Below are 25,550 nucleotides of genomic sequence, written 5' to 3' on the forward strand. Positions count from 1 at the left end.
ACATGGGCGAACTGCTGGGCGCCGGCGAGGCGGCCGTGGTGACGCGGGTCTGCGAGCTGCTCGTCCCCGGCTCGGCCGCCGCCCGGCCGGACCGCTACCTCGCCGCGACCCTCCCCGCCCTCACCCCGGCCGAGGAGGACGCCGTGCACGCCGCGATCGGGGTCATGGCCGGGGTGACGAACCCGCCGGCGCTGGCCCGGCTGACCGGCAGCGCGGCCTTCGACCGGTTCCGCCTGCTGGCGATCGAAGCGTTCTACGGCGACCACACCCCGCCGGGCCGTCGGGGGCCCGACCGGGCCGACGTCCTGGTCGTCGGCGCCGGCGGCGGGGCGATCGCCGCGGTGCTGGCCGCGCGCGGGGCCGACGTGCTGCTGCTCGGCAGCGGGCCCGGCCGCACCCGATTCGTGTCCACAGTGGACGACGAGCCGATCGCGCCGCCCACCGCGCCCGGCCCGGCGAAGGCCGAGCGCGCGCCCGCGTCCGACGTCGCGAAGTTCCACGAGCACACCGGGCTGCTCGGCGCGGCGGGCCCGTTCGGGCCGGCCGACCTCGAACCGTGGTACGACCGCCCGGTGCCGGCGTCCGGGGCCCGGGTGCGCCGGCGGCACGACGTCCGGCGCGTCCTGCTCGACACGGCGGGGCCGCGCCCGAAGGTCACCGGTGTCGGCTACACGTGCGACGGGGATGACGGCGTCCTGCACGCCCCGGTCGTCGTGCTCGCCTCCGGCCCGCTCGCGACCCCGCGGATCCTGTTGCACACCCACGAAACCGCCGGGATCGACGCACCGTCGGCGCGGCTGACCGGGCGGACGCTGGGCCTGCGCCCGGCCCGGCTGGTGTACGGCCTGCTGGCCGGGGCACCGAGCCCCCACGCGGGCGCGGGGTTCGCCGTCGAACCGGCCGCGCTGCCCGGGCCGGTGGACTTCGCCGCGAGCCTCGTCGACCCCGGGCACCGGCCGCTGTGGGGCGGGCGGCTGGCCGAGGTCGTGCGCGGCCATCCCGGCTGGACCGGCCTGCGCGTGCTGGTCACCGACGACAACACCGCCGTCGCCGACCTCGGCGTCGGGGACGAGATCGTCGTGGGCAAGCGGTTCTCCACGGCCGAGCGGCGACGGCTCGCCCAGGCGCTGGACTTCGCGGTGGAGCACCTGCGCGCGGCCGGGGCCCGGGACGTCGTGTGGAGCGGCCTGTTCGCGGCGCACCCGCAGGGCGGCGCGCCGATGGGCGACGACCCGGCCCGTTCGGTCGTGGGCCCGGACGGGCAGTCCCACGACGTCGATGGCCTGTACGTCGCCGACGCGTCGCTGCTGCCGGCCGTGCTCTCGGTGGCCCCGGACCTGACCGTGCGGGCGCTGGCCGCGAAGGTCGCCGAGGCGATCCGGTGACCGCTCGGCTCAGCGACGTTGCCTCGCCGCCGCCACCGGATCATCATCACGGGATGAGCGGCCCGCCGAAGTCCGTGCTCGCCCGCGGCCTGACGCTGCTGGACGCGTTCGCCTCGGCCGACACGACGCTCTCGCTCGCCGAGCTGACCGCGCGCACGGGCCTGCCGAAACCGACGGTGCACCGGCTGGCCGCCGAGCTGGTCGGCTGGGGCGGGCTGGAACGCACCGACGGCCGGTACCGGCTCGGGATGAAGCTGTTCGAGCTCGGCCAGCGCGTGCCGCGGCGGCGTGACCTGCGCGAAGCCGCCCTGCCGTACCTCGAGGACCTGTACGAGGCGACGCACGAGAACATCCACCTCGCGGTGCAGGACGGGCCGCACACGTTGTTCCTGGAGAAGGTGAGCGGCCGCCGGTCGATGCAGATCGAGTCCGAGGTCGGCGGGAAGCTGCCGCTGTACTGCACCGCGACGGGGAAGCTCTTCCTCGCGCTCGGCTCCCCCGACTACTTCCGCCGGGTAGCCGTCGCCGGGCTGGCGCGCTGGACGCCACGCACGATCGTCGCGCCCGGGCGGCTGCGGGCCGAGCTGGCCCGCGCGGCGGCGAGCGGCTACGGCGTCAACCACGAGGAGTACGAAGTGGGCGTGTCGGCGGTCGCCGCGCCGGTGTTCGACGCCCGGCGCCGCGTGCTCGCGGCCCTGTCCATCACGGGCAACGCGGCGAAGCTGGACCTCGACCGGCTGGCCCCGGCGGTGCGGACCGCGGCGCTCGCGCTGTCGCGGGAGCTCGCGCTCGCCCCGGTGCGAAATCCCCTGGATCGGGGTTGAGCGGCGCCGACAGAATGGGGTGATGACCTCCGAAGCGATCGCGCTCGCCGACGAACTCCTGGACGTGCTGGGCACCTGGGTGCCGCTCGAAGCGACCTTCGTCGGCATCCCCGGCCACGACGCCGAGCTGACCGATCCCGCCGAGGCCGCTCACCAGCGGCTTCGCGAACGGGCCGCCGACGTCCTCGCGCGGGCCCGGGCTTCGGCGGACGCCGACCGGGTGACGCTCGGCGTCGTCGTCCAGCAGGCCGAGGCCGTGGTCACCCAGCTCGACGCCCGGGTCGTCGAGTTCACCTTCGCCGACCCGATGTTCGCCGTCGGCATCAGCCACCTCGCGTTCCTGCCGCAGCTCACGCCGTCGGGCGAGCGGGCCGAGGAGGACTACCTGACCCGGCTGGCCGCGCTCCCCGCGTTCTACGACGCGCTGGCGCAGCGCCAGCGGGACGGCTTGCGCGCGGGCCGGACGCCGGTCGATCGCAACGTGCGCAACGCGGTCGCGTTCCTCGACCGGTACCTCGCGCAGGAGGAGCTGTTCGCCCAGCCGCTGACCGGCGACCGCGGCGAGCGCCGCGACCGGCTGGTGGCCGACGTGGTCCGGCCCGCGCTGAGGCGTTACCGCGAGTTCGTCGCCACCGAGGTCGCCGGGCAGGGCCGGCCCGGCGACCGGCCGGGGCTCTGCTGGCTCGAAGACGGCGAAGCGCACTACGCGGCGCTGGCACGCATGCACACGACGACCGACCACACGCCGGAAGAGCTGCACCAGCTGGGCCTCGACGTCCTCGCCGGGCTGGAGGCCGAGTACGCCGAGATCGGCGGCCGGGAGTTCGGGCTGACGGACCCCGCCGAGGTGCGTCGGCGGCTGCGGACCGACGAAAGCCTCCGCTGGCGCGACGCCGAGGAGATGCTGGAGACCGCGCGCGCCGCCGTCGCCCGGGCGACCGCCGCCGCGCCGGACTGGTTCCACCGGATGCCCGCCGCCGAGTGCGTCGTGCGGGCCGTCCCCGAGGCGGACGCGCCGGTCGCCGCCCCGGCGTACTACTTCCCGCCCGCACTCGACGGCTCGCGCCCGGGTGTCTACTTCACGAACACGCACGAGGTGCGGACGCGCGACCGGTTCATCGCCGAGACCGTGGCGTTCCACGAAGCCGTGCCGGGACACCACTTCGAGACTTCGCTGGCGCTGGAGCGGACGGATCTGCCGCAGCTGCGGCGGGTCGCGCCGGTGACCGCCTACAGCGAGGGCTGGGCCCTCTACACCGAGCGCCTCGCCGACGAAATGGGCTTGTTCTCCGGCGACCTGATGCGGCTCGGCATGGTCGCCGAGGACTCGGTGCGCGCCGCGCGGCTGGTGGTCGACACCGGCCTGCACGCGCTGCGCTGGACGCGCGAGCAGTGCGTGGAGTTCCTCCGCGCGCACACCGTGCTGAGCGAGGTCGAGGTCCAGTCCGAAACGGACCGGTACATCGAATCCCCCGGCCAGGCGCTGGCGTACATGACCGGCCGGCTGGAAATCCTGCGCCTGCGCCGCTACGCCGAGGAGAAGCTCGGGAAAGCGTTCGACATCAAGGACTTCCACGACGTGGTGCTCGGCGGCGGTCCGCTGCCGCTGAAGGTGCTGGGGGACGTGGTCCGCGCCTGGGCAGGCTAGTGCTGCATGCCGTAGGACTTCTGGCACGGGTAGCCGTCGCCGGTGGCCGACCAGCTCGCCGGGTAGCCGTTCTGCGCCCAGGCCGCGTAGGCCTGCGCGTAGCTGTAGCCGCGGGCGAACAGCCACTGGCACGGCGTCTGCCCGGCCGCGGGGGTGATGGCGATCCACGGCTGCGCGTAGATCCAGCTCGACTGGGCGTACCACTGGCTGCCGGCGGGGACGTACGCCTTCGGCGGGACGACCGTCGTCGGCACGACCACCGTCTGCGTCGGCGGCGGTGTCACCGTGATGGTCGGCGTACTCGGTAGCGTGGTGACCATCGTCTGGATCCCCGCGGGAACGGCGTTGCCGGCGATCGGCACCCCGCACGCGGCGAGGGCGAGCACGGCGGAAACCGCTGCGGTGGCGCGGAAGAGGCGCATGGGCTGGCTCATTTCGTCCGGGTCATGTGGCTGCCGGCGATGACGCCGCCGGAAACGGTGTAGGTGCCGGAAAAAGTGCGCGTGCTGCCGTCGGTCTGGACGGCCGACAGCACGACCGAGACCGTGCTGCCCCGGACGTCCGTGACCGTCACCGTGGCCCACGACGTCGTCGCGAAACCGTCGGCGTACTTGGCGTACCCGCCACCGCCGGCGATGCGGCTGCCCCCGAGCGACCACGCCGTCGCGAAGTCGCGGCGGTTGATCGCGTCGTAGTACGCGATGACCGTGCGCGCCTCGGCGGTGTCCGACGGTGCGACGTACGCGGGTGGCTGCTGCACGTAAACCGTCTGCGGTGCCGCGGGTACGGCGACCACGGTCGTGCCGGCGGCCGGCGCCGACTGCACGGCGACCGGCACCGGCACGCCGACGACCGGCGTTCCACAGGCGGCAACGCTCACCGAGAACACGGCGGCGGCGAGAATCCGGGCGGCTTTCATGGGAATCAACTTCTTCCGTCTCCGCCCCCTGGAATCGGCCGCCCGGCCGGATCCGCAACGGATTCGGGAGAACGCGACGCAAGCGTTATCCCGTTGAATTCAGCCGTTCTGCCGGACGATGTCGTAAGCCGTCATCGCGGCGGCCAGGTGCCGGGCGTCCGCGGGCCGGGTCGCGTCGTAGCCGGTGATCAGCTGGACGCGGCCCAGCCGGTAGGTCAGCGTGTTGCGGTGGATGTTCAACGCCGTCGCCGCTTCGCCGCGGTTGTAGCCCGACGTCACGAACGCGCGCAGGGCGTCGATGAGGTGCGGGTGGTCCTCGAGCGGGGCCAGCACGAGGGCGAGTGCTTCCCGCGCCGGGCCCGGCCGCGCGAGCTGGTACTCGATGGCCAGGTCGGCGAGCCGGTAGAGGCGGGGCGGGCGGCGCAGGTTCTCCGCCAGGGCAAGGATTTCCACGGCTTCGGAGTGCGCGGCGGGGATGCCGGCGTGCGTCTCGGCGCGGGACGCCGCGGCGGTGCAGCGACGCCCGCAGACGCGGTCCACCCGGGCCGCCACCTCGGTGGCTGACGCGGCCGAGGCCGTCGACGGCACCAGCAGCACGCCGCCGTCGCCCTTGAACGTCACCAGCACGCCCGGCTGACCGTCCAAATCGGACCGGACCGCGCGGAAGAGGTCCGTCGCCGCACGGGATCCCCCGGACGCGGGCAGCGCCGGCAGGTGGAACACCACGACGTCGTAGCCGTCCGCCAGCTCGCGGCGGCGCACCGGCCGGCCGGCGAGCAGGCTGGCGGCGAGGTTCTGCCGGTCCTCCCGGTGCTCCCAGTCGAGGTCGTCGCGCTCGCGCAGGTACGCCTCCGCGACGCGCGGCATCACCTCGCCGAGGAAGTCGAGCATCCGGGCGCCCAGCGCCAGGCGGTCGCCGTCGACCATTTCCCAGGCGACGCTCGCGGCCAGCGGGTAGATCTTCAGCACGGCGTCCAGCGGCAGGCCGTCGCGGGCCCGTTCGGCACCCCAGGCGATCGGCACGGCGAGCTCCTCGGGCGTCGGGCGCCGGTCCTCGGCGACCGTGGTCAGGAACAGCTCGAACACCGCGGCCGCGTTGGCGACCAGGTCGCCCTCCAGCACGGTCGCCGGCAGCAGCCGGTACGCCGGGATCTCGGTGGCGCACCGGGCGATCATCGCCGCGGCGATCTCACCCGATCGAGGGAACAGCTCGGCCACCGGATCCATGCCACATTGTCACCATGCACAAACGCCGTCGGCAAGTTTCTGCGCGTTCTGCCAGCAGACAGCGTTGATCAAGGCGCGCATGCTGTGCATAGCACCCAGACGAGAGGACTTCGCAATGACGCGGGGAACGAAACGATGGCTGGCCGGGCTCGGGATCGCGAGCCTGCTCGCCTTGGGCGTGGCGGCGCCGGCCCAGGCGGCGAGCGGCGGCAACAACGACTTCGGCTGCCGCCCCAGCGCGGCCCACCCGAACCCGGTCGTGCTGCTCCACGGCACCTTCGCCACCTACTACGAGGACCTCAACTTCCTCCAGGCCGACCTGGCCGCCCGCGGGTACTGCACGTTCTCCCTGACCTACGGCGCCTACCCGCAGTTCCCGTTCGCCGGCGGGCTCAAGCCGGTCGCGGAGTCGTCACTGGAGATCAAGAACTTCGTCGAAAAGGTCCGCGGGGCCACCGGCGCGGCCAAGGTGGACGTCGTCGGCCACTCCGAAGGCGGCCTGCAGTCGATCTACCTGGCCAAGATGCAGGGCATCCAGAGCGAGATCGGCAAGGTGGTCGCGATCGCCCCGCCGACGCACGGCGCCAACGCGTCCGGGCTCCTGACGCTGGCCTACACGCTGCTCGGCAAGAGCACCTGGGACACCATCGTCAAGACGATCGGCCTGCCGATCTTCGCCGACGAGCTGGACGGCGGCGCGGCGATCGTCGCGCTCAACACCGGCCCGGTCGCCCAGCCGGGCATCGACTACACGATCATCACCTCGCGCTACGACGAGCTGGTGACCCCGACCGAGACGTCGTTCATCCGCGAGCCGGGCGTGCACAACCGCTACGTCCAGGACTCGTGCCCGTTCGACCCGGTCGGCCACATCGGCGAGGCGTACGACCTCAACGTCTGGCATCTGGTCCGCAACGCCCTCGACCCGGCGAACGCCACCCCGATCAGGATCTGCGCGGTGGGTTCGCCGGGCTGAGGGTCAGCCGAGGCCGATCGCGAACACGTGCAGGTCCGCGTCGGTCGGCAGCGTGACCGAGGCGATCCGCTTCCCGGCCGGGGCGTCGAACGGCGCCGTCGCGTAGACCGACGCCCCGCCCCCGGGGCCGCCCGGCTGGTTGCGGTGGTCCGTGCGGGCCACCAGCGTGTTGCCGAACACCGGGTCCGTGCCGCCGCCCGGGAACACCCAGTCGCCGAACGACAGGTCCGCCTGGGCGGTGGTGCCGTCGGTGAAGGTGACCGTCGCCGAACCGCGGTGGTCGCCGTTCGAGGCCGTGCCGATGAACGACAGCCGGGTCCCGGACACCTGGATCGTCTGCCCGGCCGCGACGGCGTTGTCCGGGCGTCCGGCCGGTGCGGCGGGCCAGGTGAACGTCGTCCCGGCCGCCTGGGACGCCTTGCCGCCGACCAGGCCGGCCGCGACCAGTGCCTGCCGGGACAGGCTGTTCCCGGCGCCGTCGATGTCGGCCGAACCGGTGTCGCCGTCGTCGGAGATGCCCACGTTCGCGTACGCCGCCGCCAGGCCGTTCTTCGGCGCGACCAGCACGATCACCGAGCCGGGCACGGACGTCGATCCACCCCGCACGGTCACCGGCACCTGGTAGTAGCCCTCCGGCGTCCCGGCCGCCACCGCGACCGTCAGCTTCGCGGTGCCGCTGCCGGTCCGGTCGTCGAGCCGCAGCTGCCGCGGCCCGGTCACCGTGATCCCGGCCGGGGCCTGCGTGGCCACGTCCAGCACGCGGTCGTGCCCGCCGAGCCGCTGCCCGCTCACCGTGGCCTCGCCGCTGGTGCCGGGTTCGACGACGACCTGGTTGGTCGCCGACGTCAGGAACGGCTTCTCGTTGTCCTGATAGGACGGTGGGGCCGCGTCCGCCGCCCACCGCTTGTCCGGAGTGGACTGGAGCGAGAAGTCCAGCCGGCCGCCGTCGCGCGCGGTGTTCGCGGGCAGGTACGTGCGGTCCCAGTCACGGCCGTTCAGCGACAAGTCGTGGACGTAGGGAGTCGCCGCGGACGCCTTGGGCGCGCGGATGTCGATCGTCCGTCCATTCGGGAGGGACAGCACCGCGCGCTCGAACAGCGGGCTGTGCACGACCAGGTCCGGCGTCCCCGGGGTGCCCGGGTAGATGCCGAGCGCGGCCCAGACGTACCACGACGACTGCGCGCCGAGGTCGTCATTGCCCGGCTCGCCGTCCGGGGTCGCGCTGAACAGCGTCGTCGCTATCTCGCGGACGACCTGCTGCGTCTTCCACGGCTGCCCGACGTGGTTGTAGAGGAACGGGACACCGAAGTCGGGCTCGTTGCCGGCCCACATGTACGGCTCGTTCGGGCCGACGTTCAGCTTCTGGAAGAACGTGTCGAGCCGCTGGGAAACCGCGGCCGGGCCGCCCATCGCCGTCACCAGCCCGGCCGGGTCCTGCGGGACCAGCCAGGTGTACTGCGCGGCGTTGCCCTCGTCGAAGCCGTCCTGGCCGAACTTGCCGGGCGGCGGCGGGACGTACGCCGGGCCGTCCGGGAAGCGGCCGTCCTGCGCGCGCGGCTGGAGGTACCCCGTGGCCGGGTTGAAGATGTTCTGCCAGTTCTGGCCGCGCTTGGTGAACTCACGCGCGACGGCACGGTCGCCGATGCCCTGCGCGAGCTGCGCGATGGCGAAGTCGTCGATCGCCCATTCCAGGGTGATCGACGCGCCGACCCGGGCGTGGTCGCCGCGCGAGGCGTCGTTGTTCGGCAGGTACCCGCGAGCGACGTAGTCCGCGATGCCCTTGCGTTCCTGGTACGCGCCGGGCGTGTTGTCGACCGACGTCGCCCCCTTGACCAGGTACTTCAAGGCGGTCTTGACGTCGAAGTCCCGCGCGCCGAACGCGTAGAGGTTCGAGATGAGCGCGACCGAGCTGTCGCCGGTCATCTGGCCGGTGTAGTCGTTCGCCATCGGCCAGCGCGGCCACCAGCCGCCCTGCACGGCATCGTTCGTCAGCGACTGCGCCATGTCGCTGGCTTCCTTCGGGAAGAGCATGGCGTGCAGCGGCGCGAGCGAGCGGTAGGTGTCCCAGTCGGAGAAGTTCGCGTACTGGTGACGTCCCTTCGGCAGCGTCCGGACCTGGTCGTCGAAGCCGATGTACCGGCCGTCGGCGTCGTCGAAGGTGTTGGGGTGCATCAGGGAGTGGTACAGCGACGTGTAGAACGTCTTGAGCTGAGCCGCATCGCGACCCGCGACGCGGATCTTGCCCAGCGCCTGCGTCCACTTGTCCCGGGTGGACTTCCGGACGGTGGCGAAGTCGAAGCCGGGGACTTCCGCGGCGGCGTTGGCCTTCGCGCCGTCGACGCCCACATAGGACATCGACACCTTGGCGTGCACGACGCTCTGCGAACCGAAGGTCAGGTACGCGCCCGCCCGCGGTGAGTCGACGCTGTCGGTGTCCGGCTTGACGCTGGCGCCATCCCAGGTGCCGTGCGCGGTGAACGGCTGGTCGAAGGTGATGGCGTAGTAGACGGTGTACTTGTTCGGCTTGCCGCAGAAGTTGCCGGTGGTGGCCGAGCCGCTGACCTCGCGGTCGCCGGTGATCTTCAGCGTGGCGGCCGAGTTGCCCGCGAGGCTCGCCCCGCCCTTGACCAGCACCTGCGGTGTCGACCCGGCCGGGTAGGTGAACGTCGCCAGCCCGGTGCGGGTCGTGGCGGTCAGCTCGGCCCGGACCTTCGAATCGGCGAGCGTCACGGCGTAGTAGCCCGGCTCGGCCTTCTCGTCGTCGTGGGTGAAGTGCTCGGTGCGGTCCCAGGGCGCGCTGCCGACGTCGCCGGTGATCGGCAGGATCGGCACGTCGCCGAACGCGTTGCAGCCGACCGAAGCGTGGTCGAGGCTGAAACCTCGGATCTGGTCGGAGTGGTACTGGTAGCCGGCGTACGCGCCCTGCGTGTCCGGCGAGAACTGCATCATCCCGAACGGCGCCGCGGGGCCGGGGAAGTTGTTGATTTCGCCGACCGAGCTGCCGCCCCGGCCGGTCCCGATCAGCGGATCGACGTACGCCGACGGGTCACTGACCAGCGGAGACCCGGGTGACATCGTTGTCGGAGTCGCCGCGGCGACGGCGGGTGCCCCGATCACCGCCGCCGTCACGAGAGCCGCCATGAATCTGAACCGCACCGGGTGCCTCCCGATCGACGCTGACCTTTTCATCCGACCTTTGCCTGCGGACGGGCCTCGGGTCAACACTTGACAAAGACCTGGCTCGTGCCCTCAAGGTATGAAGATCCGGTCAGGATCGGGTGGCGACGGTGTCAGGGCGCCTAACCTCGACGCCGTGTGCGCACGTGTACTGGTCGCCGAGGACGACGAGAAGCAGGCCGAGGTCCTCCGGCTCTACCTCGAGAGCGAAGGTCACACCGTCGTGCTGGCCCCGGACGGGCGCGCGGCCCTCGACGAGGCCCGCCGCGACCGGCCCGACCTGCTGGTCCTCGACGTGATGATGCCCAAGGTCGACGGCCTCGACGTCTGCCGCATCCTGCGTGGCGAGTCCGACGTCGCGGTGCTGATGCTCACCGCCCGGGCCACCGAGGACGACCTGCTGCTCGGCCTCGACCTCGGCGCCGACGACTACCTGACCAAGCCCTACAGCCCGCGCGAGCTGATGGCCCGCGTCCGGACGCTGCTGCGCCGGACGGCCGCGCGCAGCGAACCGCCCGACACGGCGTTGCGCGCCGGCGCGCTGCGGCTCGACCCGGTCCGGCACGAGGTGTCGATCGACGGCCGCCCGGTCGAGACCACGCCGGGTGAGTTCCAGCTGCTCGAGACGCTGATCCGGCAGCCGGGCCGGGTGTTCACCCGCCGGCAGCTGCTGGAGCTCACCCGCGGCGACGACCGGTTCGTCAGCACCCGGATCATCGACGTCCACGTGCTCAACCTGCGCAAGAAGCTCGAGCCGGACCCGCAGCACCCCGTCTACCTGCGGACCGTCTTCGGCGTGGGGTACAAGCTGACGGCGGACGATGACACGTAGCTTCCCGCTCCGGCGCAGCCTCGTCGTCCGGCTGACCGCCGTCTCCCTGCTGATCGCGCTGGGCTCGATCGCCGCGACCGCGTGGCTCGCCGTGCAGACCACCACCCGCGCGATCCAGCAGGAGCAGGGCCAGGCCCTCTCCGGCGACGCGACCATCTACACCGAGGTGCTCGGCTTCGCGGCGGCCAACCACACCTGGGACCAGGTCGGGCCGAAGCTCAAGACGCTGTCGGACCAGACCGGCCGGCGGATCGTGCTGACCACCCTCGACCGCCGCGTCCTCGGCGACTCCGGCGGCGCGCCGAGCACGCTGCCGGTGAAGGCGACCGCGTCGGTCGACCCGCTGCACGTCGACCCGGTGCTGCTGCCCCAGGCCGGCACCAGCGGCATCGACCCGCGCGCGGTCGGCCCGTTCCGGCTGCCGCCGAAGGAACGCGACGACGTCGAAGGCCTGGCCAGGAAGGCCGTCGCCTGCCTCGAGTCACTGGGCATCGACGGCCAGGTGCGGGAGTCGGCGAGCGGGCGGGCGCAGCTCACCGGGACCGACCCGCTCAGCGTCCGCTACTTCGCGGCCAAGTGCGGGGTCTACGAGCTGGCGACGCCGACCCCGACCGAGCAGGCCGCGCTCGACAGCCTCAACGAAGCCGTGAACCGCTGCCTGCAGAACCAGGGCGCGGACCCGGTGAAACTGGACCTCGACCTCGAAGTGCTCGCCGGCTCCGACCCGGAGGCGAACCAGCGCTGCCTCGACTCGGCCCGCCGCGAGCAGCTCACGCCGTTCGTCGCGCCGCCCGCGTTGCTCTTCACCCTCGGCCCGGGCGGGTCGCAGCTGCCGACGTTCACGCTGTCCCAGGAGAACCTGACGCGGATCCTCGCGGTGACCGGGGGTGTGCTGGTGCTGGCGGCCGCGATCACGGTGCTCGTCGCACGCCGGCTGTCCCGGCCACTGCGCGCGCTGACCGAAGCGGCGCAGCAGGACCGGCCGGCGCCGGTGAAGTCCCGCGACGAGGTCGGCTACCTCGCGGCCGCCTTCAACGACCTCACCGCCCGGCGCGAACGCATCGAGGAGCAGCGCAAGGCGATGGTCAGCGACATCGCCCACGAGCTGCGCAACCCGCTCAACGTCATCCGCGGCCGGCTGGAAGCCGCCGAGGACGGCCACCTGCCGTTCGACCGGGCGCTCTCGACGTCGCTGCTCGAGGAAACCGTGCTGCTGCAACACATCGTCGAGGACCTGCAGGACCTCGCCGCGGCCGACGCCGGCCGGCTGCGGCTGCACCCGGAGCCGGTCGACGCGGCCGAGCTGGCCGGCCACGTCGCCGCCGCGCACGCCGACCGGGCCGCCGCGGCCGGCGTCACGCTCACCGTGTCGCCCCACGGCGAAACGGGGCTCCAGGCCGATCCGGTGCGCCTGCGCCAGATCGTCTCCAACCTGGTGACCAACGCAGTCCGGCACACGCCGGCCGGCGGCCGCGTGACGATCCACGTGTCGTCCACTGTGGACGAGGTGGTGATCGCCGTCGCGGACACCGGCGCCGGCATCGCCGCCGGTGACCTGCCGCACGTCTTCGACCGGTTCTGGCGGGCCGAGAAGTCCCGCAACCGCCAGACCGGCGGCAGCGGACTCGGCCTCGCCATCGTGCGGCACCTGGTCCAGGCGCACGGCGGCACGGTGACCGCGGAGTCCGAAGTGGACGCCGGGTCGACGTTCACCGTCCGGCTACCGAAGCCGGATCTCCGTGGTGAGGGTCCCGGGGTGCGGGACGCGCAGGACGTGCAGCCGCCGGGCGCCGTCGCGGAGGAAGGTGACGGCGGTGGCGGTGACGGCCGCGCCCAGGGCCGTGCCCCAGCCGATCGTGATCGTCGTGCCGCCGCGGCGGATCGTCAGCCCTGACGCCGTCGCACTCGCGTTCGCGCCGTGGGTGACCGGCGTGCCGTCGGCGAAGCGCACGTCGTCGCCCGGGTGCAGGACCAGCGGGATCTGCTCGGTGAGCGGGGTCGTGCCCCGGACCGCGCGGGTGACGGTGTCGCGCGTGATCGTCAGGTCGGTCCGGATCCGGGTGTCCAGGCCGTACCGGACGACGACCGGCGCCGATCCGGGCACCTTGCGGCTGCCGTCCCACGCGCGGTCGCCGATGGCGTACGTCGCGTCCAGCAGGCCGCGGGCGTCCGGGCTGCCGTTCGGGAGCAGGCTGGCCCAGCACTGTGTGTCGTCCTGTTGCGAGTGCACGACCATGCCGGCCCGCGGGTGCCACAGCAGGCCCTGCGCGCCCCGGACGTACGTCGACGGCCGCGTGCCCCAGAAGCCCGCCAGGTAGAGCTGCGGGCGCCGGACGTAGACGTAGGTCTGGTTCAGCTCGGTGTCCCGGCGCTGGACGGCGAAGTCGGCCGAGCGCAGGTACGGCAGCTGCCGGATCGAGGCCTGCTTCTCGCCGTGCGACGGGAAAGCCTCGCCGTAGGAGACGTGGGCGAGGATGCGCGGCGAGGTGTCCTGTTTGGCCGGTCCGATCGCCGGGCCCGGCGTCTTCGCCCACTCCCTGCGCGTCTCGGCGCGGTCCTCCCGGGTGGTGAAGAACGCGGCCAGGTCCGGGACCTCCGGCACGAACAGCGAGGCGAGGTTGGTCCGGTCGGGGTCCGGGATCACGTCGTCGTAGTAGGAGACGTGCGTCCGGCTCGACGTCGCGACGTAGGTCAGCGAGCCCGAGCCGTCCGGTTCGCGGACGACGTTGTAGCCGAACCAGTCCGCGAACCTCCGGGCCATACCGACGACCGTGCGGTTGCGGGTCAGCGCGTAGATCTCGGCCAGCTCCGGGAGCATCACCTCGAAGTTGTAGTTGACGTCCATCCCGGTCGGCTCGTAGAAGAACCCGGCCGGACTCTGGCCGTTGACCGCGAGGAACTCGATGCGGTCGTGCAGCTTTTTCGCGAGTGCGACGTCCGGGTTCAGCTTGAGCGCCAGCTGGGACGACGACAGCCCGGACGTGTTCTGGTTGGCGAACTCGATGGGGTGCGCCCAGATCGGGTTGGCCGGGTCGAGGAACCACGTCATGCCCTGGTGCAGCGCGGCTTCCAGCTGCGCGCGCCGGGCGGGCAGGGCGTTGACCTGACGCAGGTTGGCCAGGGTCTTCGCGAGGTAGCCCAGGCCGAACCCGGTGGCGGCCTTGGACTTCTCGGTGATCGAGTACTCCGGGAACGAACCGTCGTCGTGCTGCAGGTTCAGGTAGTGCGTGATCGCCGCTTCGAGCCGGTTCCGCAGGGCGGGGTCCCGGTAGTACGGGTTCCACGGCCGCCGGTTCGCGTAGAACCAGCTCAGCGTGTAGACGTGCTCCTGGACGCGGGCGTTGTACGGCTCGCTCGGCGTCCGCCACCAGCCGCCGCCGAAGAAGCCCAAAGTGGCGGGATCGGTGCTGACATCGTTGACAATGCCCGGCAAAATGGCGAGGTAGGGCGCGAAGCGCTGCTCCGCGGGCGAGAAGAGCCGCCGCACCGGGGCGCCGGGCGGCAGCGGGGCGAGCGGCGGGTACGGCCCCGTCGACGGCGGCACGGCGGCCGACGCCACCCCGGCACCCGCGAGGCCGAGTACCGCGGCGGCGGTGGCTCCGCCGAGGAAGGTTCTGCGATCGAGCACGACTGCCTCCTAGCCTTTGAGGCCGCTTTGGGCGAGCCCTTCGACGAACTGGCGTTGCGCGATGATGAAGACGACCAGGACCGGCACGACCGTGGTGGTCGCGGCGGCGAGCTGGACGTTCCAGAGGTGACCGCCGTAGACGTCGACGTACTGCGTCAGCGCCACCGGCAGCGTGAACATGCTCTTGTCGGTCAGGTAGACCAGCGGTTCCAGGAAGAAGTTCCACGTGTTGAGGAACGTGAAGATGGCGACCGCGGCCAGCGCGGGCTTGGCGATCGGCAGGGCGACGCGGCGGTAGAGCCCGAACCGCGAGAGCCCGTCGAGCCGGCCGGCCTCCTCCAGCTCGTTCGGGATCGTGATGAAGAACTGCCGCATCACGAACGTCGCCAGCACGCTCGGCGCACCGAAGATCGGCACGACGATCAGCGGCCAGTGCGTGTTGGTCAGCCCGAGGTCGTCGACCAGCCGGAACAGCGGGATGATCGTGACCTCACTGGGCACCATCAGCCCGATGAGGATCAGCCCGAACAGCTTCTCGCCGCGGAACCGGATGCGAGCGAACGCGTACCCGGCCAGCGAGGAGAAGAACATCGTGCCGAGCGTGACGAGCACGGCGATATAGAGACTGTTGAAGTACTGCTGCGCCAGCGGGAAGTCGGTGAACGCGGCCTTGTAGTTCTCCCAGTGCGGCTGGTTCGGGAACAGCTTCGGCGGGTACGCGAGCACTTCGTTGGCCGGCAGCAGCGACGCCGTGATCATCCACCAGGTGGGGAACACGAACGGCACGGCCAGCACGACCATCACGGCGTAGCAGGCGATCTTGGCCCTACGACTCATGGAACACCCACCGCTTCCGCATCCGCCACTGCAGCAGCGTGAGCCCGAGGATGACGAGGAACAGCACGACGGCCAGCGCGGAGCCGTAGCCGAGGTCGTGGTTGGCGAACGCCTGCTGGTAGAAGTAGAACACCAGGACGTTGGTGCTGTCGGCCGGCCCGCCGAGGGTCAGCACCTGGATCTGCGCGAACACCTGCAGCGCGCCGGCGACGGTGATGATCGCCGTCAGCAGCGTCGTCGGGCTGATCATCGGCAGGATCACCGAGCGGAACCGGCGCCACGGCCCGGCACCGTCCAATTGCGACGCTTCCATGATGGACGAAGGAATCCCCTGCAGCGCGGCGAGGAACAGCACCATGTTCAGCCCGACGTTCTTCAGCACCTGCACCACGATCACCGACAGCATCGCGGTGCCGTTGCCGCGCAACCAGTTCGGGCCGTCGACGCCGATCGCCTGCAGCAGGGAGTTGATCCCGCCGTTGTCCTGCAGGAGGAAGTTCCAGACGATCGTCCACGCGACGAGCGTGACGACCACCGGCGAGAAGAAGATCGTCCGGAACACCGTGGTCCCGCGCAGCTTCAGGTTGAGCAGCAGCGCGAGGGAAAGCGCGAGCGTCAGGTTCAGCACGACCAGGCCGACGCAGAAGATCGCCGTGGCGCGGGCGACCTTCGGCGCGGTCGGGTCGTCGAAGAGCTTCGCGTAGTTGTCCGCACCTGCGAACGACGACGTCCCGGCCAGCAGGTTGACGTCCTGGAAGCTGTACCAGACCACCGCGGCCAGGGGCGCCACGACGAAGGCGAGGAAGCCGAGGGCCTGCGGGGCGATGAAGATCCACCCCGCGAGCTCCTCGCGCTTCTTCGTCGTGAGGGTCATTGGCTCAGCGCGGGGTCGATGGCCTGGCAGACACCGGCCAGCGCGGCGGGCACGTTGGCGTCCGGCTTCCACATCGGGTCCAAAGCGGACTGGACGAGCGACGCGATCCGCGCGCTCCCGGTGTGCGACGGCAGCACCGCGCCGGTCTTGATCCCGTTGACCACGACGTTCTGCAGCTGTTCCTGGCTGAACAACGGGTTCGCCTTCGCCAGCGTGGCCGCGTTGAGCAGGCTGTCGCGGGCCGGCGGGAAGTACTGGCCGAGCTTCGCCGAGTTGGCCGGGTTGGTGAAGAACGCGAGGAAGTCCGCGGCGGCCTTGGCGTGCTTGCCCTTCACCGGGACGCCGATCCCGGCCTGCCCGATGACCTGCGCGTTCGCCTTCGGCCCGGCGGGCAGCGGGACGATGCCCCACTCGAACGGCTTGGCCTTGAGCAGCCCGGCGCGGCTGATCTGCGCGATGGTCAGGCCGCTTTCGCCGGCGAAGAAGTCCGCCGTCGTGCCCGGGCCGGGCAGCGCCTTGTCGGTGAAGATCGCCTGGTGCAGGAAGGTCATCGCGGACGTCATCTCCGGGCTGGCGAACCCGCAGGTCTTGCCGTCCGGGCCCCACGCGTCGGCACCGAAGCCGCGCCACACCGAGGCGAGCAGCACCCACTGCTTGTATTCGAACTCGCGGATGACCAGCCCGGCCTTGCCGGTGTCCTTCGCGGCGACCTGGGCGGCGATCTGCTTGGCCGCGTCCCAGGTCCACTGTCCACTCGCGAGCAGTTCGTCCGGCGTCTTGGCGACCCCCGCCTGGGTGAGCAGGTTCTTGTTGTAGAACATGCCGAACGGCGACGTCGAGAACGGGTAGGCGTAGAGGCCGCTGTCCTTGGTCCACAGCTTCGTCGCGGACGGCACCAGCTCGCCGGCGTTGTACCCGGCGGCCGCGTCCAAAGTGGGCTTCAGGTTCGTGAGCGCCCCGGACTGCACGAAGTCCGGGGCGTCGCGTTCGAGGATCCACGCCAGGTCGGGCGGGTTGCCGCCGGAGAGCTGGGTGGTGAGCGCGGCCGAGTAGGCGCTGGTGTCCCCCGGGACGACGTCGAACTTGACCGACGCGACCTCCGGGTGGGCCTTGCGGTACTCGGCGGCGATGGAGTCGAAGAGGGCGAGCTGGTTCTTGTCGGTCGTCCAGACCGTCATGCGCAGCGCGATGTTCGTGTCGTCGCCGGCGCCGCCCGAGCACGCCGTCGAAGCCAGAGCGACGGCGGACAGGGCCGCGGCGAGCAGCCGGATTCTCCGGTAGGCCACGATGCCTCCTGGTTATTCGAATTAGCAGCGACCGTAAGCGTCGCGTCCTGGGCTGTCAACCGGCGCTACCGCCGGTCAGGAAGTGTGCACAGTGGAGGGATTCGCCGTGGTGGCGCCCTCGTGGAACGAACACGGCAGCAGCAGCTGCCGGGGCTTGGGGTGCTTCAGCAGCCCGACGAGCACGCGCACGGCGTGCCCGCCCATTTCGTGGCGCGGGATGCGGAACATCGACCAGTCGGTGGCGGTGCTCGGCACGGCGTGCGCGTGCGGCTGCTGCGACGGGTCGGCGTCGCCCAGCACCACGATCGACAGGTCGCCGGGCACGTCCAGGCCGAGGTCGTGCGCGCACGCGAGGATGGCGTCGGCCATCGCCGAGCTCTCGACGAGCAACGCCGTGACGCCCTCGTCGAGCACCTGCCGCAGCGCGAGCGCCGGGTCCTCTTCGAGGAACACCAGCGGCGGACGGCGTCTCTTGCGCGCGGCGGCTTCGTACCCGCTGCGGCGATCGAGCGTCGGCTCGTTCTCCTCGGTCACGCTGAGCAGGCCGATCCGCCGGTGCCCGAGGGCCCACAGCCGCTCGTGGACCTCACGGGTGGCCGCGACGTAGTCCGCGCCGACGTAGCTGATCGGCCCGGTCGGCGACTCCCGGCGGCCGACGAAGACGAACGGGAACTGCTCCTCGACGAGCTGCGCGAGCTCCTGCGGGTCGTTGTGGCGACCGAGCAGGATCGAGCCGTCGGCGATGCGCAGCCGGTTCGTGCCCGCCTCGTAGATGCGGCGGCGCCCGTCGCGGCGGCCACCGCTGGTGAACAGCAGCAGGTCGAAGCCCTGCTCCTCGGCCTCCTCCTCGATGCCGAGCAGGAACGGCCGGTAGAAGTCGGCCACCCCGGACGGGAACACCGACTCGTAGGTGAAGACGCCGAGGATCTGGTTGGTCCCGCCGCGCAGCCGGCGGCCCATGATGTCCACGGTGTAGCCGGTTTCGCGGAGCACCTGCTGCACGCGGTCGCGGGTCTCGGGGGTGATGCGCAGGCTGTCGGAGCCGTTCAGCACCATCGAGACGACGGCCTGCGAGACGCCGGCCAGGCGCGCCACCTGGGCCTGCGTGACCCGGCCCGAACCCGCCGTCATCCGTGACTCCCTCCCGCTTGGCTCTCCGGGACTTTACAGGCGGCACGGTCAGTACCCCCGCACTTCCGGCCAGCGACGCTCGACCCCGGCGGCGTCCAGCACGCGCGCGAAGTCGTCGAACAGCCGGCCGTCGGCTTGCACCGCTAGCGGTTCGACGCCTTCTTGCACGGCGAACGCGGCGAGCAGCCCGGCGACCTCGCCGATGTTCCACTCCACCGGGTGCAGCCGGAAGCAGCCGTTGGTGATGTGCGTGGTGCCGATGTTCTTGCCGGCGGGCAGCAGGTTGGTCTTGGCCACCGGCAGCAGCGCGCCGAGCGGGATCTCGTACGGGACGCTGGCGACGTCGATGTAGTTGTCCCCGCCGGTCGAGGGGTGCAGGTCGATCCGGTAGCTCCCGACCCCGACGGCGTCCTCGCGGCGGACGCGCCCGTCGACGCCGAGGATCTCGGCCGAGACGTCGTGCTCGGTGACGGTGGTGACGGCCTTGATGCGCCGGGCTTCCCGCACGTACGCCGACTTCGCGAGGCCGTCGTCGGTGTCGGTGACGTCGGGCCGGAGCTTGAGGCCGGGGAAGCCGGTGCCGCCGTCCGCGCGGGGGGCTTCGGTCTGCAGCCAGTACAGGACGGACAGGCTCAGCTGCTTGGCTTCGTGGTGCGCCGTCGCGACGTCTGCTTCGGTGGTGTGGCCGGGGATGGTGAGGGCGGGCTTGAGCCAGTAGTCGTTGAGCGGCCAGTTGACGAGCGTGATGTCGGAGTCGAAGGCGCCGTCGGTGTGGAGGTTGCGGGCGAGGATGCGGCGGAAGGCCCACAGTTCCTTGTCGCCGGCGTCGGCGCTCTGGTCGGCGCTGACGGCGAGCGGGTCGCCGGGCGGGTTCGGGACGAAGGTGCGTTTGACGGGCTCGAGCGTCCGGGGGTCGGGCGCGACGAAGCCGAGCAGCGGGCCGGGCCAGAAGTCCGGCTGGTAGTCGCGCCAGAAGCCGTACATCTCCGGCTGGTCGATGACGTGGTTTTCGCCTTCGTGGTGGGAAACCGCGAAGCAGTAGGTGATGCCCTGGAGGTTCGCCGGGTCGGCTTTTTCGGGGGCGTGCGGCTCGTCGTGGTCTTGCCGCGATTCGGCGCCGGTGACGTGCTCGGTGCCGGTGAGCGGCAGGAGGTCGCCGTTCTCGGTGGCGTCGAGGACGTACCGGGCTCGGACGGTGACTTGGTCCTGCCCGCTTTCGAGGACCACGGCGTCGACGCGGTCGCCGGTGCTGTGCGCGTCGACCGGGCGGTGGTGGCGCAGGACGTGGATCCGCCCGGCGCTGACGTGCGGCGCGAGCATGGCCTCGATGACCGCGAGGGCCACGCGGGGTTCACCGCAGAGCTTGCTGACCCGCCCGGCGCCCGGGTTCAGCTCCGGGCGTTTCGCGGCTTCGGCGCGGAGCGGGTAGTGACGGCGGTAGTGGTCGCGGATGCCTGCGCGCAGGTCGCGGTAGGTGCGGGTGGAGCCGAACCGTTCGATCCAGGGGTTCTCGTCCGGCGGCACGGCCTGGGCGGTGAGCTGCCCGCCGAGCCACCCGGTCTCCTCGCTGAGCACGACCCGCCGCCCGTGGGACGCCGCGGCCAGCGCGGCGGCAACCCCGCCGAGTCCCCCGCCGACCACCAGAATCTCCGTGTCCAGTTCCCTCATGAAGCCTTCCCCGGCGCTGATAATTCGAATTACTACGCGGGTATGGTGCGCTCGCCAGGCCACGGACGTCAAGAGCCAGAACCAGGCAAGCCGCGTGATCAGGAGGTCGACACGCGTGTCTGGAGGGTCGACACGCGTGATTGCCGGGTCGACACGGCGCAGGTCCAGGACGCACAGCGTGTCGACCCTTCAATCACGCGTGTCGACTTCCCAATCACGCGTGTCGACCCCTCCGTCACGGGTCAGAGGGGGATGCCGGAGTAGTTGTCGGCCAGTTCGGTCTTCGCGGCCGTCGAACTCACCGTGCGGCGGAGCTGGGAGAGCTGGAGCTGGGCGTCGAAGTCGTCGCCGTGGCGGTGCAGCATCGACGTCATCCACCACGAGAAGTGCGTGCAGCGCCAGACCCGCTGCAACGCCGTCTCCGAGTACGCGTCAACAAGCGAGTCGTCACCCCGGAACGACGCCGTCAACGCGCGCGCCAGCAGCGCGACGTCCGCCACCGCCAGGTTCAGCCCCTTCGCCCCCGTCGGCGGCACGATGTGCGCCGCATCCCCGGCCAGGTAAAGGTTTCCGTGCCGCATCGGCGTCGCCACGAAGCTCCGCATCGGCAGCACGCTCTTCTCGGTGATCGTGCCCGTCTGCAACGTCCAGCCGGAAAACGCGAGCCGGGTGGACAGCGCCGTCCAGATCCGGTCGTCGCTCCACTGCTCGATGTCCTCGTCCGGCGCCACCTGCAGGTAGAACCGGCTCACCCGCGGCGAGCGCATGCTGTGCATCGCGAAACCGTCCGGGTGCCAGGCGTAGACCAGCTCGTCGGCCGACGGCGCGACGTCGGCCAGCACCCCCAGCCACGCGAACGGGTACGCCCGCTCCCACACTTGGGCGTCCGGAATGGACAGCCGGCTCGGCCCGTGGAACCCGTCGCAGCCGACGACGACGTCCGCGTCGATCCGCCGCGCCGCACCGTCGGCGTCCACGAACGTCACGGACGGCGAGCCCGTCACGTCGTGCAGGGTGACGTCCGAAGCCGAGTAGTACGCCGGGCGGTCCGCCTTCTCCCGCGCCACCATGAGGTCCTTGGTGATCTCGGTCTGCCCGTAGATCGTCACCGACCGGCCGACGAGGTCGACGAAGTCCAGGTGGTGCCGCTCGCCGGGCCACTGCAGGTGGATGCCGCGGTGCTCCATGCCTTCGGCGTCGAGCCGGTCGCCGAGCCCCACCGCACGCAGCAGGTCGACCGTCCCCGCCTCGAGCATGCCCGCGCGGATGCGCGCCTGGACGTAGTCGGGCGTCTGCCGTTCGAGCAGCACCGAGTCGATGCCTTCGAGGCCGAGCAGGTGGGACAGCAGCAGCCCGGCCGGGCCGGCGCCGACGATGACGACCTGGGTGCGCACGGCAACGTCCTTTCACGCGGAGAGCCCGAGCATGGGCCACCCACCGCGGCGGCCACTACGCCATTCTCATTCAATGAGAGAGCGTCCGCGAGATTCCGCGTGCCGCCGCGCGCAACGCCGGGATCTGCATCCGCGCGGAGTCGTCGTTGGGCACGATCACCGACAGCGCCGCGACGACGTCGCCACCGCGCCCCCGCAGCGGGACGGCGATCCCCGTGGTCTCTTCGTCGATGAAGCCCGCGCAGTACGCGTAGCCGTCCCGCCGCACGTCGGCGAGAAAGCGCCGCAGCCGCGCCGAGTCGGTCAGCGTGGTCCGCCGAAACGCTTCCAACGGACCCGCCAGCACCTGTTCCTGCAGTTCAGCCGATGCATGGGCGAGCAGCACGAGCCCGGACGACGACGCGTGCAGCGGCAGCCGCCCGGCCACCCGCGTCACGTTGACGACCGCGCCGGGCGCCGAAAGCCGCTCGACGAACAGCACCTCTTGGTCTTCCAGCACGGCGAGCTGCGTGTGGTGCCCGACGACGGCGTGCAGGTCCTCCATGAAGGGCATCGCGGCCTCGCGCAGCCCGAGCGTCGGGGATGCGCGCGAAGCCAGCTCCCACAACCGGACGCCCACCCGGACCCTCCGATCGGTGTCACGTAGCAGCCAGCCGTGCCCGACCAGCTCCTCGATCAGCCGCGACGCCGTCGCGACGTGCAGCCCGGCACGCCGCGCGACGTCGGTGACGCGCAACGCGGGCGCGTCCGGTTCGAACGTCTCGAAGATCCGGACGACACGCGTCAGCACGGAGTCGCGTTTCACCACGTCAGGCAGTGTGCCCCAGCCATCGGCGGGGCACACTGCGACGCGTCACGGCAGCGAGTTCAGGAACGGCTCGTGGCTGTTCTGGAACTCCCAGTTGTAGTACTTGTCCCAGTTGATCGACCACGTCATCAGCCCGCGCAGCGCCGGCGACGTCCCGCCGCGCAGCGTGTACGAGCCGCAGCCGCTGCCCTTGACCAGGCAGTTCACGGCCGTTTGGACGTCCGCGGGCGAGGTGTAGCCGTTGCCCGCGCTGACCGCGGCGGGCAGGCCGATCGCGATCTGGTCCGGCCGCAGCCCGGGGAAGAACTGCCCGGTGTTCGCGACGCTGAAGCCGGCCTTGAGCATGTCGGTCATCGCGATGTGGAACTCGGCGCCGCCCATGTTGTGGTACTGGTTGTCCAGGCCCATGACCGGGCCGGAGTTGTAGTCCTGGACGTGCAGCACGGTGAGCGAGTCCCGCAGCGCGTGGATCACCGGCAGGTAGGCGCCGGTCCGCGCGTCGCCGGCACCCGAGCCGCCGTAGAACTGGTAGCCGACCTGCACGAAGAACGTCTCCGGCGCCATCGTGAGCACGAAGCCCGCGCCGTACTTGGCCTTGAGCGACTTCAGCGCGGAGATCAGGTTGACGATCACCGGCGTGGTCGGGTTGCGGAAGTCGGTGTCGCCGGCGTTGAGCGAGAGCGAGTGGCCCTCGAAGTCGACGTCGAGGCCGTTGAGACCGTACTTGTCGATGATCGCCGAGACTGAGCTGACGAACTTGTCGCGCGCGGCGGTCGTCGTCAGCTGGACCTGGCCGTTCTGGCCGCCGATGGAGATCAGGACCTTCTTGCCCTGGGCCTGCTTGGCCTTGATGGCGGCGGTGAAGTCGGCGTCGCTCTCGACGTTCGGGCATTCGGTCGCGGGGCACCGGTTGAAGCGGATGTCCCCGGAGGTGACGGACGTGGGTTCGCCGAACGCGAGGTCGATGATGTCCCACGCGGCGGGGACGTCGGCCATCCGGATGTAACCGGAGCCATTGGCGAAGCTGGCGTGCTGGTAGCCGATCAGCGCGTGCTTCGGCAGGCCGGTGTCGACGCAGCCGGTGGTGGTGGCGCTGGTCGTGGTCGTTTTCGGTGATTCACCGGCAGAGTTGTACGCGGCGACGGCGTAACTGTGGGTCGTGCAGGCGGCCAGGCCGCCGATGGTGGCGCTGGTGCCGGTGGTCGTCGCGACGACGGTGCTGCCTTCGTAGACGCGGTACCCGGTGACGGTTCCGGCGGCGGCTCCCCAGCTGAGGGCGATGGAGGAGTTCGTGACGCCGCCGGTGGCCGGGGTCCCGGGCGCGCCGGGTGTGCCGGGGGTGCTGCCGCCGGGGCCGTCGAGGACGACGTCGTCGGCGTAGTAGGTGCCGGCGCCGTACCAGCCGTGGAGGTAGAGCTGGGCGGAGGTCTGGTTGGCGGTGGTGAAGGTGAGGGAGAGCTGGTTGTAGGCGCCGGAGTTGCCGGACCAGGTCGAGGCGCCGCCGGTGATGCCGAGGTAGACGGGGTTCCCGCGCACCCAGGCGGAGACGGTGTAGGTGGTGTTCGGCTGAACGGACACGGTCTGCGAGCACTGGGCGTAGTCGGCGCCGACGGGGGTGCCGGCGAGGGCGTACCCGCCGCCGTGCACGGGAGTGCTGACGGTGGTCGCATTGGCGCAGGTCCAGCCGGAGAGCGAGCCGGCTTCGAAACCGGGGTTGGCGAGGAGGTTGGCCGCTCCGGCAGGCCCGGCGGTCCCGGCCGCGAGACCGGAGAGCGCCAGCACGAAGGCGGCGAGGGTTGCGGACAGTCTGGAACGCCTCATCGGGTCCTCCAGTCGGGGAGTTATCGATATTGTCTAGACCAATATGTAAAATGTCCAGACCAACAAGGGTGACGGCGGGTGCCGGGCCCAGCTCTCGAGCACCTACCCGACTGTCCAGGCACGCGAGCCGACCACCTGGGTACGCGAGCCGACCCTCCAGGCACGTAGCCGACTCTCGAGGCACACGAGCCGACCGCCCGGGCACGCTGACCGACTGTCCAGGTACGCGAGCCGACCCTCCAGGCACGCCAGCCGACCACCTGGGTACGCGAGCCGAACCTCCGGGCACGCCAGCCGACCGCCCAGGCACGCCAGCCGACTGCCCAGGTACGTGAACCGACCCTCCAGGTACACGAGGCGACCTTCCGGGCACGCAAGCCGACCGCCCAGGCACGCGAACCGACCCTCCAGGCACGCGAACCGACCGCCCAGGCACGCAAGCCTTCGTCAGCACCCCACCAGCAGCTTCGCCACCACCCGCGTCCGCGCCGCGCGGGTCCGGTCGATCACCTGCACGCTGCTCCACCCCGCCGGCACCCGCGAAGCCAGCAGCTCCGTCCGCCACTTCCCCGCCCGCCGGACGTGCCGGGCGAACGACCGCGGCCGCACGATCCGCCCTCGGCTGCGCTGGCCCGCCAGTGCCTCCGCAGCCGTCACGTCCAGGAACAACAACCGCACCGGCCGGCCGCTCAGCACCCCCACCAACGCCAGCAACGCGCGAGTCGAAGCCCGTGTCGACGGCTCGTGGACCACGATCGGCCCCGCCGCCAGCGCCCGCCGGACCACTCGCGCGCGGTGCCACGCGTGGACCACCGGCCGGTAGCACCGGTACGGCAAGGGCACCGCCGCCAGCCGGGCGCGGACCTGGTCGGAGTCCAGCACCACCAGGCCGGGCGCGGCGTGGCCGAGCATCGTCGTCTTGCCCGCGCCGGGCAGGCCCGCCACCACGAGCAGGTCGCGGGGCCCGAGCTCGATCACCGTGGGCTCGCTCATGCCCCGTCAACGCCGCGCCGAAGGTAATGGTTCCTTTACCTTCAACTCACGGAGAGTGATCAAGGCCGGCGCTGACTCGACCGTGCGGCCGGCGCCACCCGGAGAGACGCCTCGATGTCACG

19 protein-coding genes are annotated in these 25,550 nt (G+C 71.5%); 6 read left to right on the forward strand and 13 right to left on the reverse strand.

Features of this window, described 5'->3' with window-relative positions; translation table 11 throughout:
* Positions 1-2 precede the first annotated feature (2 nt).
* The 3 genes from QSK39_RS02385 to QSK39_RS02395 are packed head-to-tail and all read left to right on the forward strand — an operon-like array spanning position 3 to position 3,857.
* A complete protein-coding gene (locus QSK39_RS02385; protein ID WP_285476014.1) occupies positions 3-1,385 on the forward strand; it encodes a GMC oxidoreductase in 1,383 nt (460 codons plus the stop codon).
* A 53-nt stretch (positions 1,386-1,438) separates the two neighbouring features.
* Complete coding sequence (locus QSK39_RS02390) at positions 1,439-2,209, forward strand: IclR family transcriptional regulator (RefSeq protein WP_285476015.1); 771 nt, start codon at positions 1,439-1,441, stop codon at positions 2,207-2,209.
* A gap of 22 nt (positions 2,210-2,231) precedes the next feature.
* Positions 2,232-3,857, forward strand: a complete 1,626-nt coding sequence (locus QSK39_RS02395; protein WP_285476016.1) for a DUF885 domain-containing protein — start codon at positions 2,232-2,234, stop codon at positions 3,855-3,857.
* Here QSK39_RS02395 and QSK39_RS02400 read toward each other — a convergent pair.
* The 3 genes from QSK39_RS02400 to QSK39_RS02410 form a co-directional block, all read right to left on the reverse strand.
* Positions 3,854-4,279, reverse strand: coding sequence for a hypothetical protein (locus tag QSK39_RS02400; protein WP_285476017.1), 426 nt, complete (start codon positions 4,277-4,279; stop codon positions 3,854-3,856). The two genes, QSK39_RS02395 and QSK39_RS02400, sit on opposite strands and share 4 nt — an antisense overlap.
* 8 nt (positions 4,280-4,287) lie before the next feature.
* Entirely contained in the window at positions 4,288-4,776 is a 489-nt protein-coding gene (locus QSK39_RS02405) for a hypothetical protein (RefSeq protein ID WP_285476018.1), read from the reverse strand.
* Between the two features lie 99 nt (positions 4,777-4,875).
* Positions 4,876-6,003 carry a PucR family transcriptional regulator gene (locus QSK39_RS02410; protein WP_285476019.1) on the reverse strand — a complete coding sequence of 376 codons (1,128 nt, stop codon included), beginning with the start codon at positions 6,001-6,003 and terminating at the stop codon, positions 4,876-4,878.
* A gap of 115 nt (positions 6,004-6,118) precedes the next feature.
* On the opposite strand from QSK39_RS02410, the gene QSK39_RS02415 reads away from it, so the two are divergent.
* Positions 6,119-6,979 (forward strand): esterase/lipase family protein, encoded by an 861-nt coding sequence (locus tag QSK39_RS02415; RefSeq protein ID WP_285476020.1) that lies wholly within the window; start codon positions 6,119-6,121, stop codon positions 6,977-6,979.
* Positions 6,980-6,982: 3 nt separating this feature from the next.
* Here the strand turns inward: QSK39_RS02415 and QSK39_RS02420 are convergent, their stop codons facing one another.
* Positions 6,983-10,135 (reverse strand): GH92 family glycosyl hydrolase, encoded by a 3,153-nt coding sequence (locus QSK39_RS02420; protein WP_285476021.1) that lies wholly within the window; start codon positions 10,133-10,135, stop codon positions 6,983-6,985.
* 157 nt (positions 10,136-10,292) lie between these two features.
* Here QSK39_RS02420 and QSK39_RS02425 point away from each other — a divergent pair, with 157 nt between their 5' ends.
* Together QSK39_RS02425 and QSK39_RS02430 are read left to right on the forward strand one after the other, a co-directional pair.
* Entirely contained in the window at positions 10,293-10,988 is a 696-nt protein-coding gene (locus tag QSK39_RS02425; protein WP_285476022.1) for a response regulator transcription factor, read from the forward strand.
* Positions 10,978-12,882: a sensor histidine kinase gene (locus QSK39_RS02430; RefSeq protein ID WP_285476023.1), complete on the forward strand. Its 1,905-nt coding sequence runs from the start codon at positions 10,978-10,980 to the stop codon at positions 12,880-12,882. The genes QSK39_RS02425 and QSK39_RS02430 overlap by 11 nt, the downstream gene beginning before the upstream one ends.
* A gap of 1,743 nt (positions 12,883-14,625) precedes the next feature.
* Here QSK39_RS02430 and QSK39_RS02435 read toward each other — a convergent pair.
* The 9 genes from QSK39_RS02435 to QSK39_RS02475 form a co-directional block, all read right to left on the reverse strand.
* Positions 14,626-15,453: a carbohydrate ABC transporter permease gene (locus QSK39_RS02435; protein WP_285476024.1), complete on the reverse strand. Its 828-nt coding sequence runs from the start codon at positions 15,451-15,453 to the stop codon at positions 14,626-14,628.
* Positions 15,443-16,327 carry a carbohydrate ABC transporter permease gene (locus tag QSK39_RS02440; RefSeq protein WP_285476025.1) on the reverse strand — a complete coding sequence of 295 codons (885 nt, stop codon included), beginning with the start codon at positions 16,325-16,327 and terminating at the stop codon, positions 15,443-15,445. Before QSK39_RS02440 ends, QSK39_RS02435 begins: the two co-directional genes overlap by 11 nt.
* Entirely contained in the window at positions 16,324-17,613 is a 1,290-nt protein-coding gene (locus tag QSK39_RS02445; RefSeq protein WP_285476026.1) for an ABC transporter substrate-binding protein, read from the reverse strand. Before QSK39_RS02445 ends, QSK39_RS02440 begins: the two co-directional genes overlap by 4 nt.
* A 75-nt stretch (positions 17,614-17,688) precedes the next feature.
* Positions 17,689-18,744, reverse strand: a complete 1,056-nt coding sequence (locus tag QSK39_RS02450; protein WP_285476027.1) for a LacI family DNA-binding transcriptional regulator — start codon at positions 18,742-18,744, stop codon at positions 17,689-17,691.
* Positions 18,745-18,792: 48 nt separating this feature from the next.
* Positions 18,793-20,412, reverse strand: a complete 1,620-nt coding sequence (locus tag QSK39_RS02455; protein ID WP_285476028.1) for an FAD-dependent oxidoreductase — start codon at positions 20,410-20,412, stop codon at positions 18,793-18,795.
* A 242-nt stretch (positions 20,413-20,654) separates the two neighbouring features.
* Complete coding sequence (locus tag QSK39_RS02460; protein ID WP_285476029.1) at positions 20,655-21,806, reverse strand: 4-hydroxybenzoate 3-monooxygenase; 1,152 nt, start codon at positions 21,804-21,806, stop codon at positions 20,655-20,657.
* A 70-nt stretch (positions 21,807-21,876) separates the two neighbouring features.
* Positions 21,877-22,614, reverse strand: a complete 738-nt coding sequence (locus tag QSK39_RS02465) for an IclR family transcriptional regulator (protein ID WP_502873234.1) — start codon at positions 22,612-22,614, stop codon at positions 21,877-21,879.
* A gap of 45 nt (positions 22,615-22,659) precedes the next feature.
* Complete coding sequence (locus QSK39_RS02470; protein WP_285476030.1) at positions 22,660-24,435, reverse strand: chitinase; 1,776 nt, start codon at positions 24,433-24,435, stop codon at positions 22,660-22,662.
* A gap of 447 nt (positions 24,436-24,882) precedes the next feature.
* Positions 24,883-25,428 (reverse strand): AAA family ATPase, encoded by a 546-nt coding sequence (locus tag QSK39_RS02475; protein WP_285476031.1) that lies wholly within the window; start codon positions 25,426-25,428, stop codon positions 24,883-24,885.
* Positions 25,429-25,550: the final 122 nt, after the last annotated feature.

Origin of the sequence: Amycolatopsis sp. NBRC 101858 (genome assembly GCF_030269325.1) — a bacterium.
Classification (GTDB): domain Bacteria; phylum Actinomycetota; class Actinomycetes; order Mycobacteriales; family Pseudonocardiaceae; genus Amycolatopsis; species Amycolatopsis ponsaeliensis.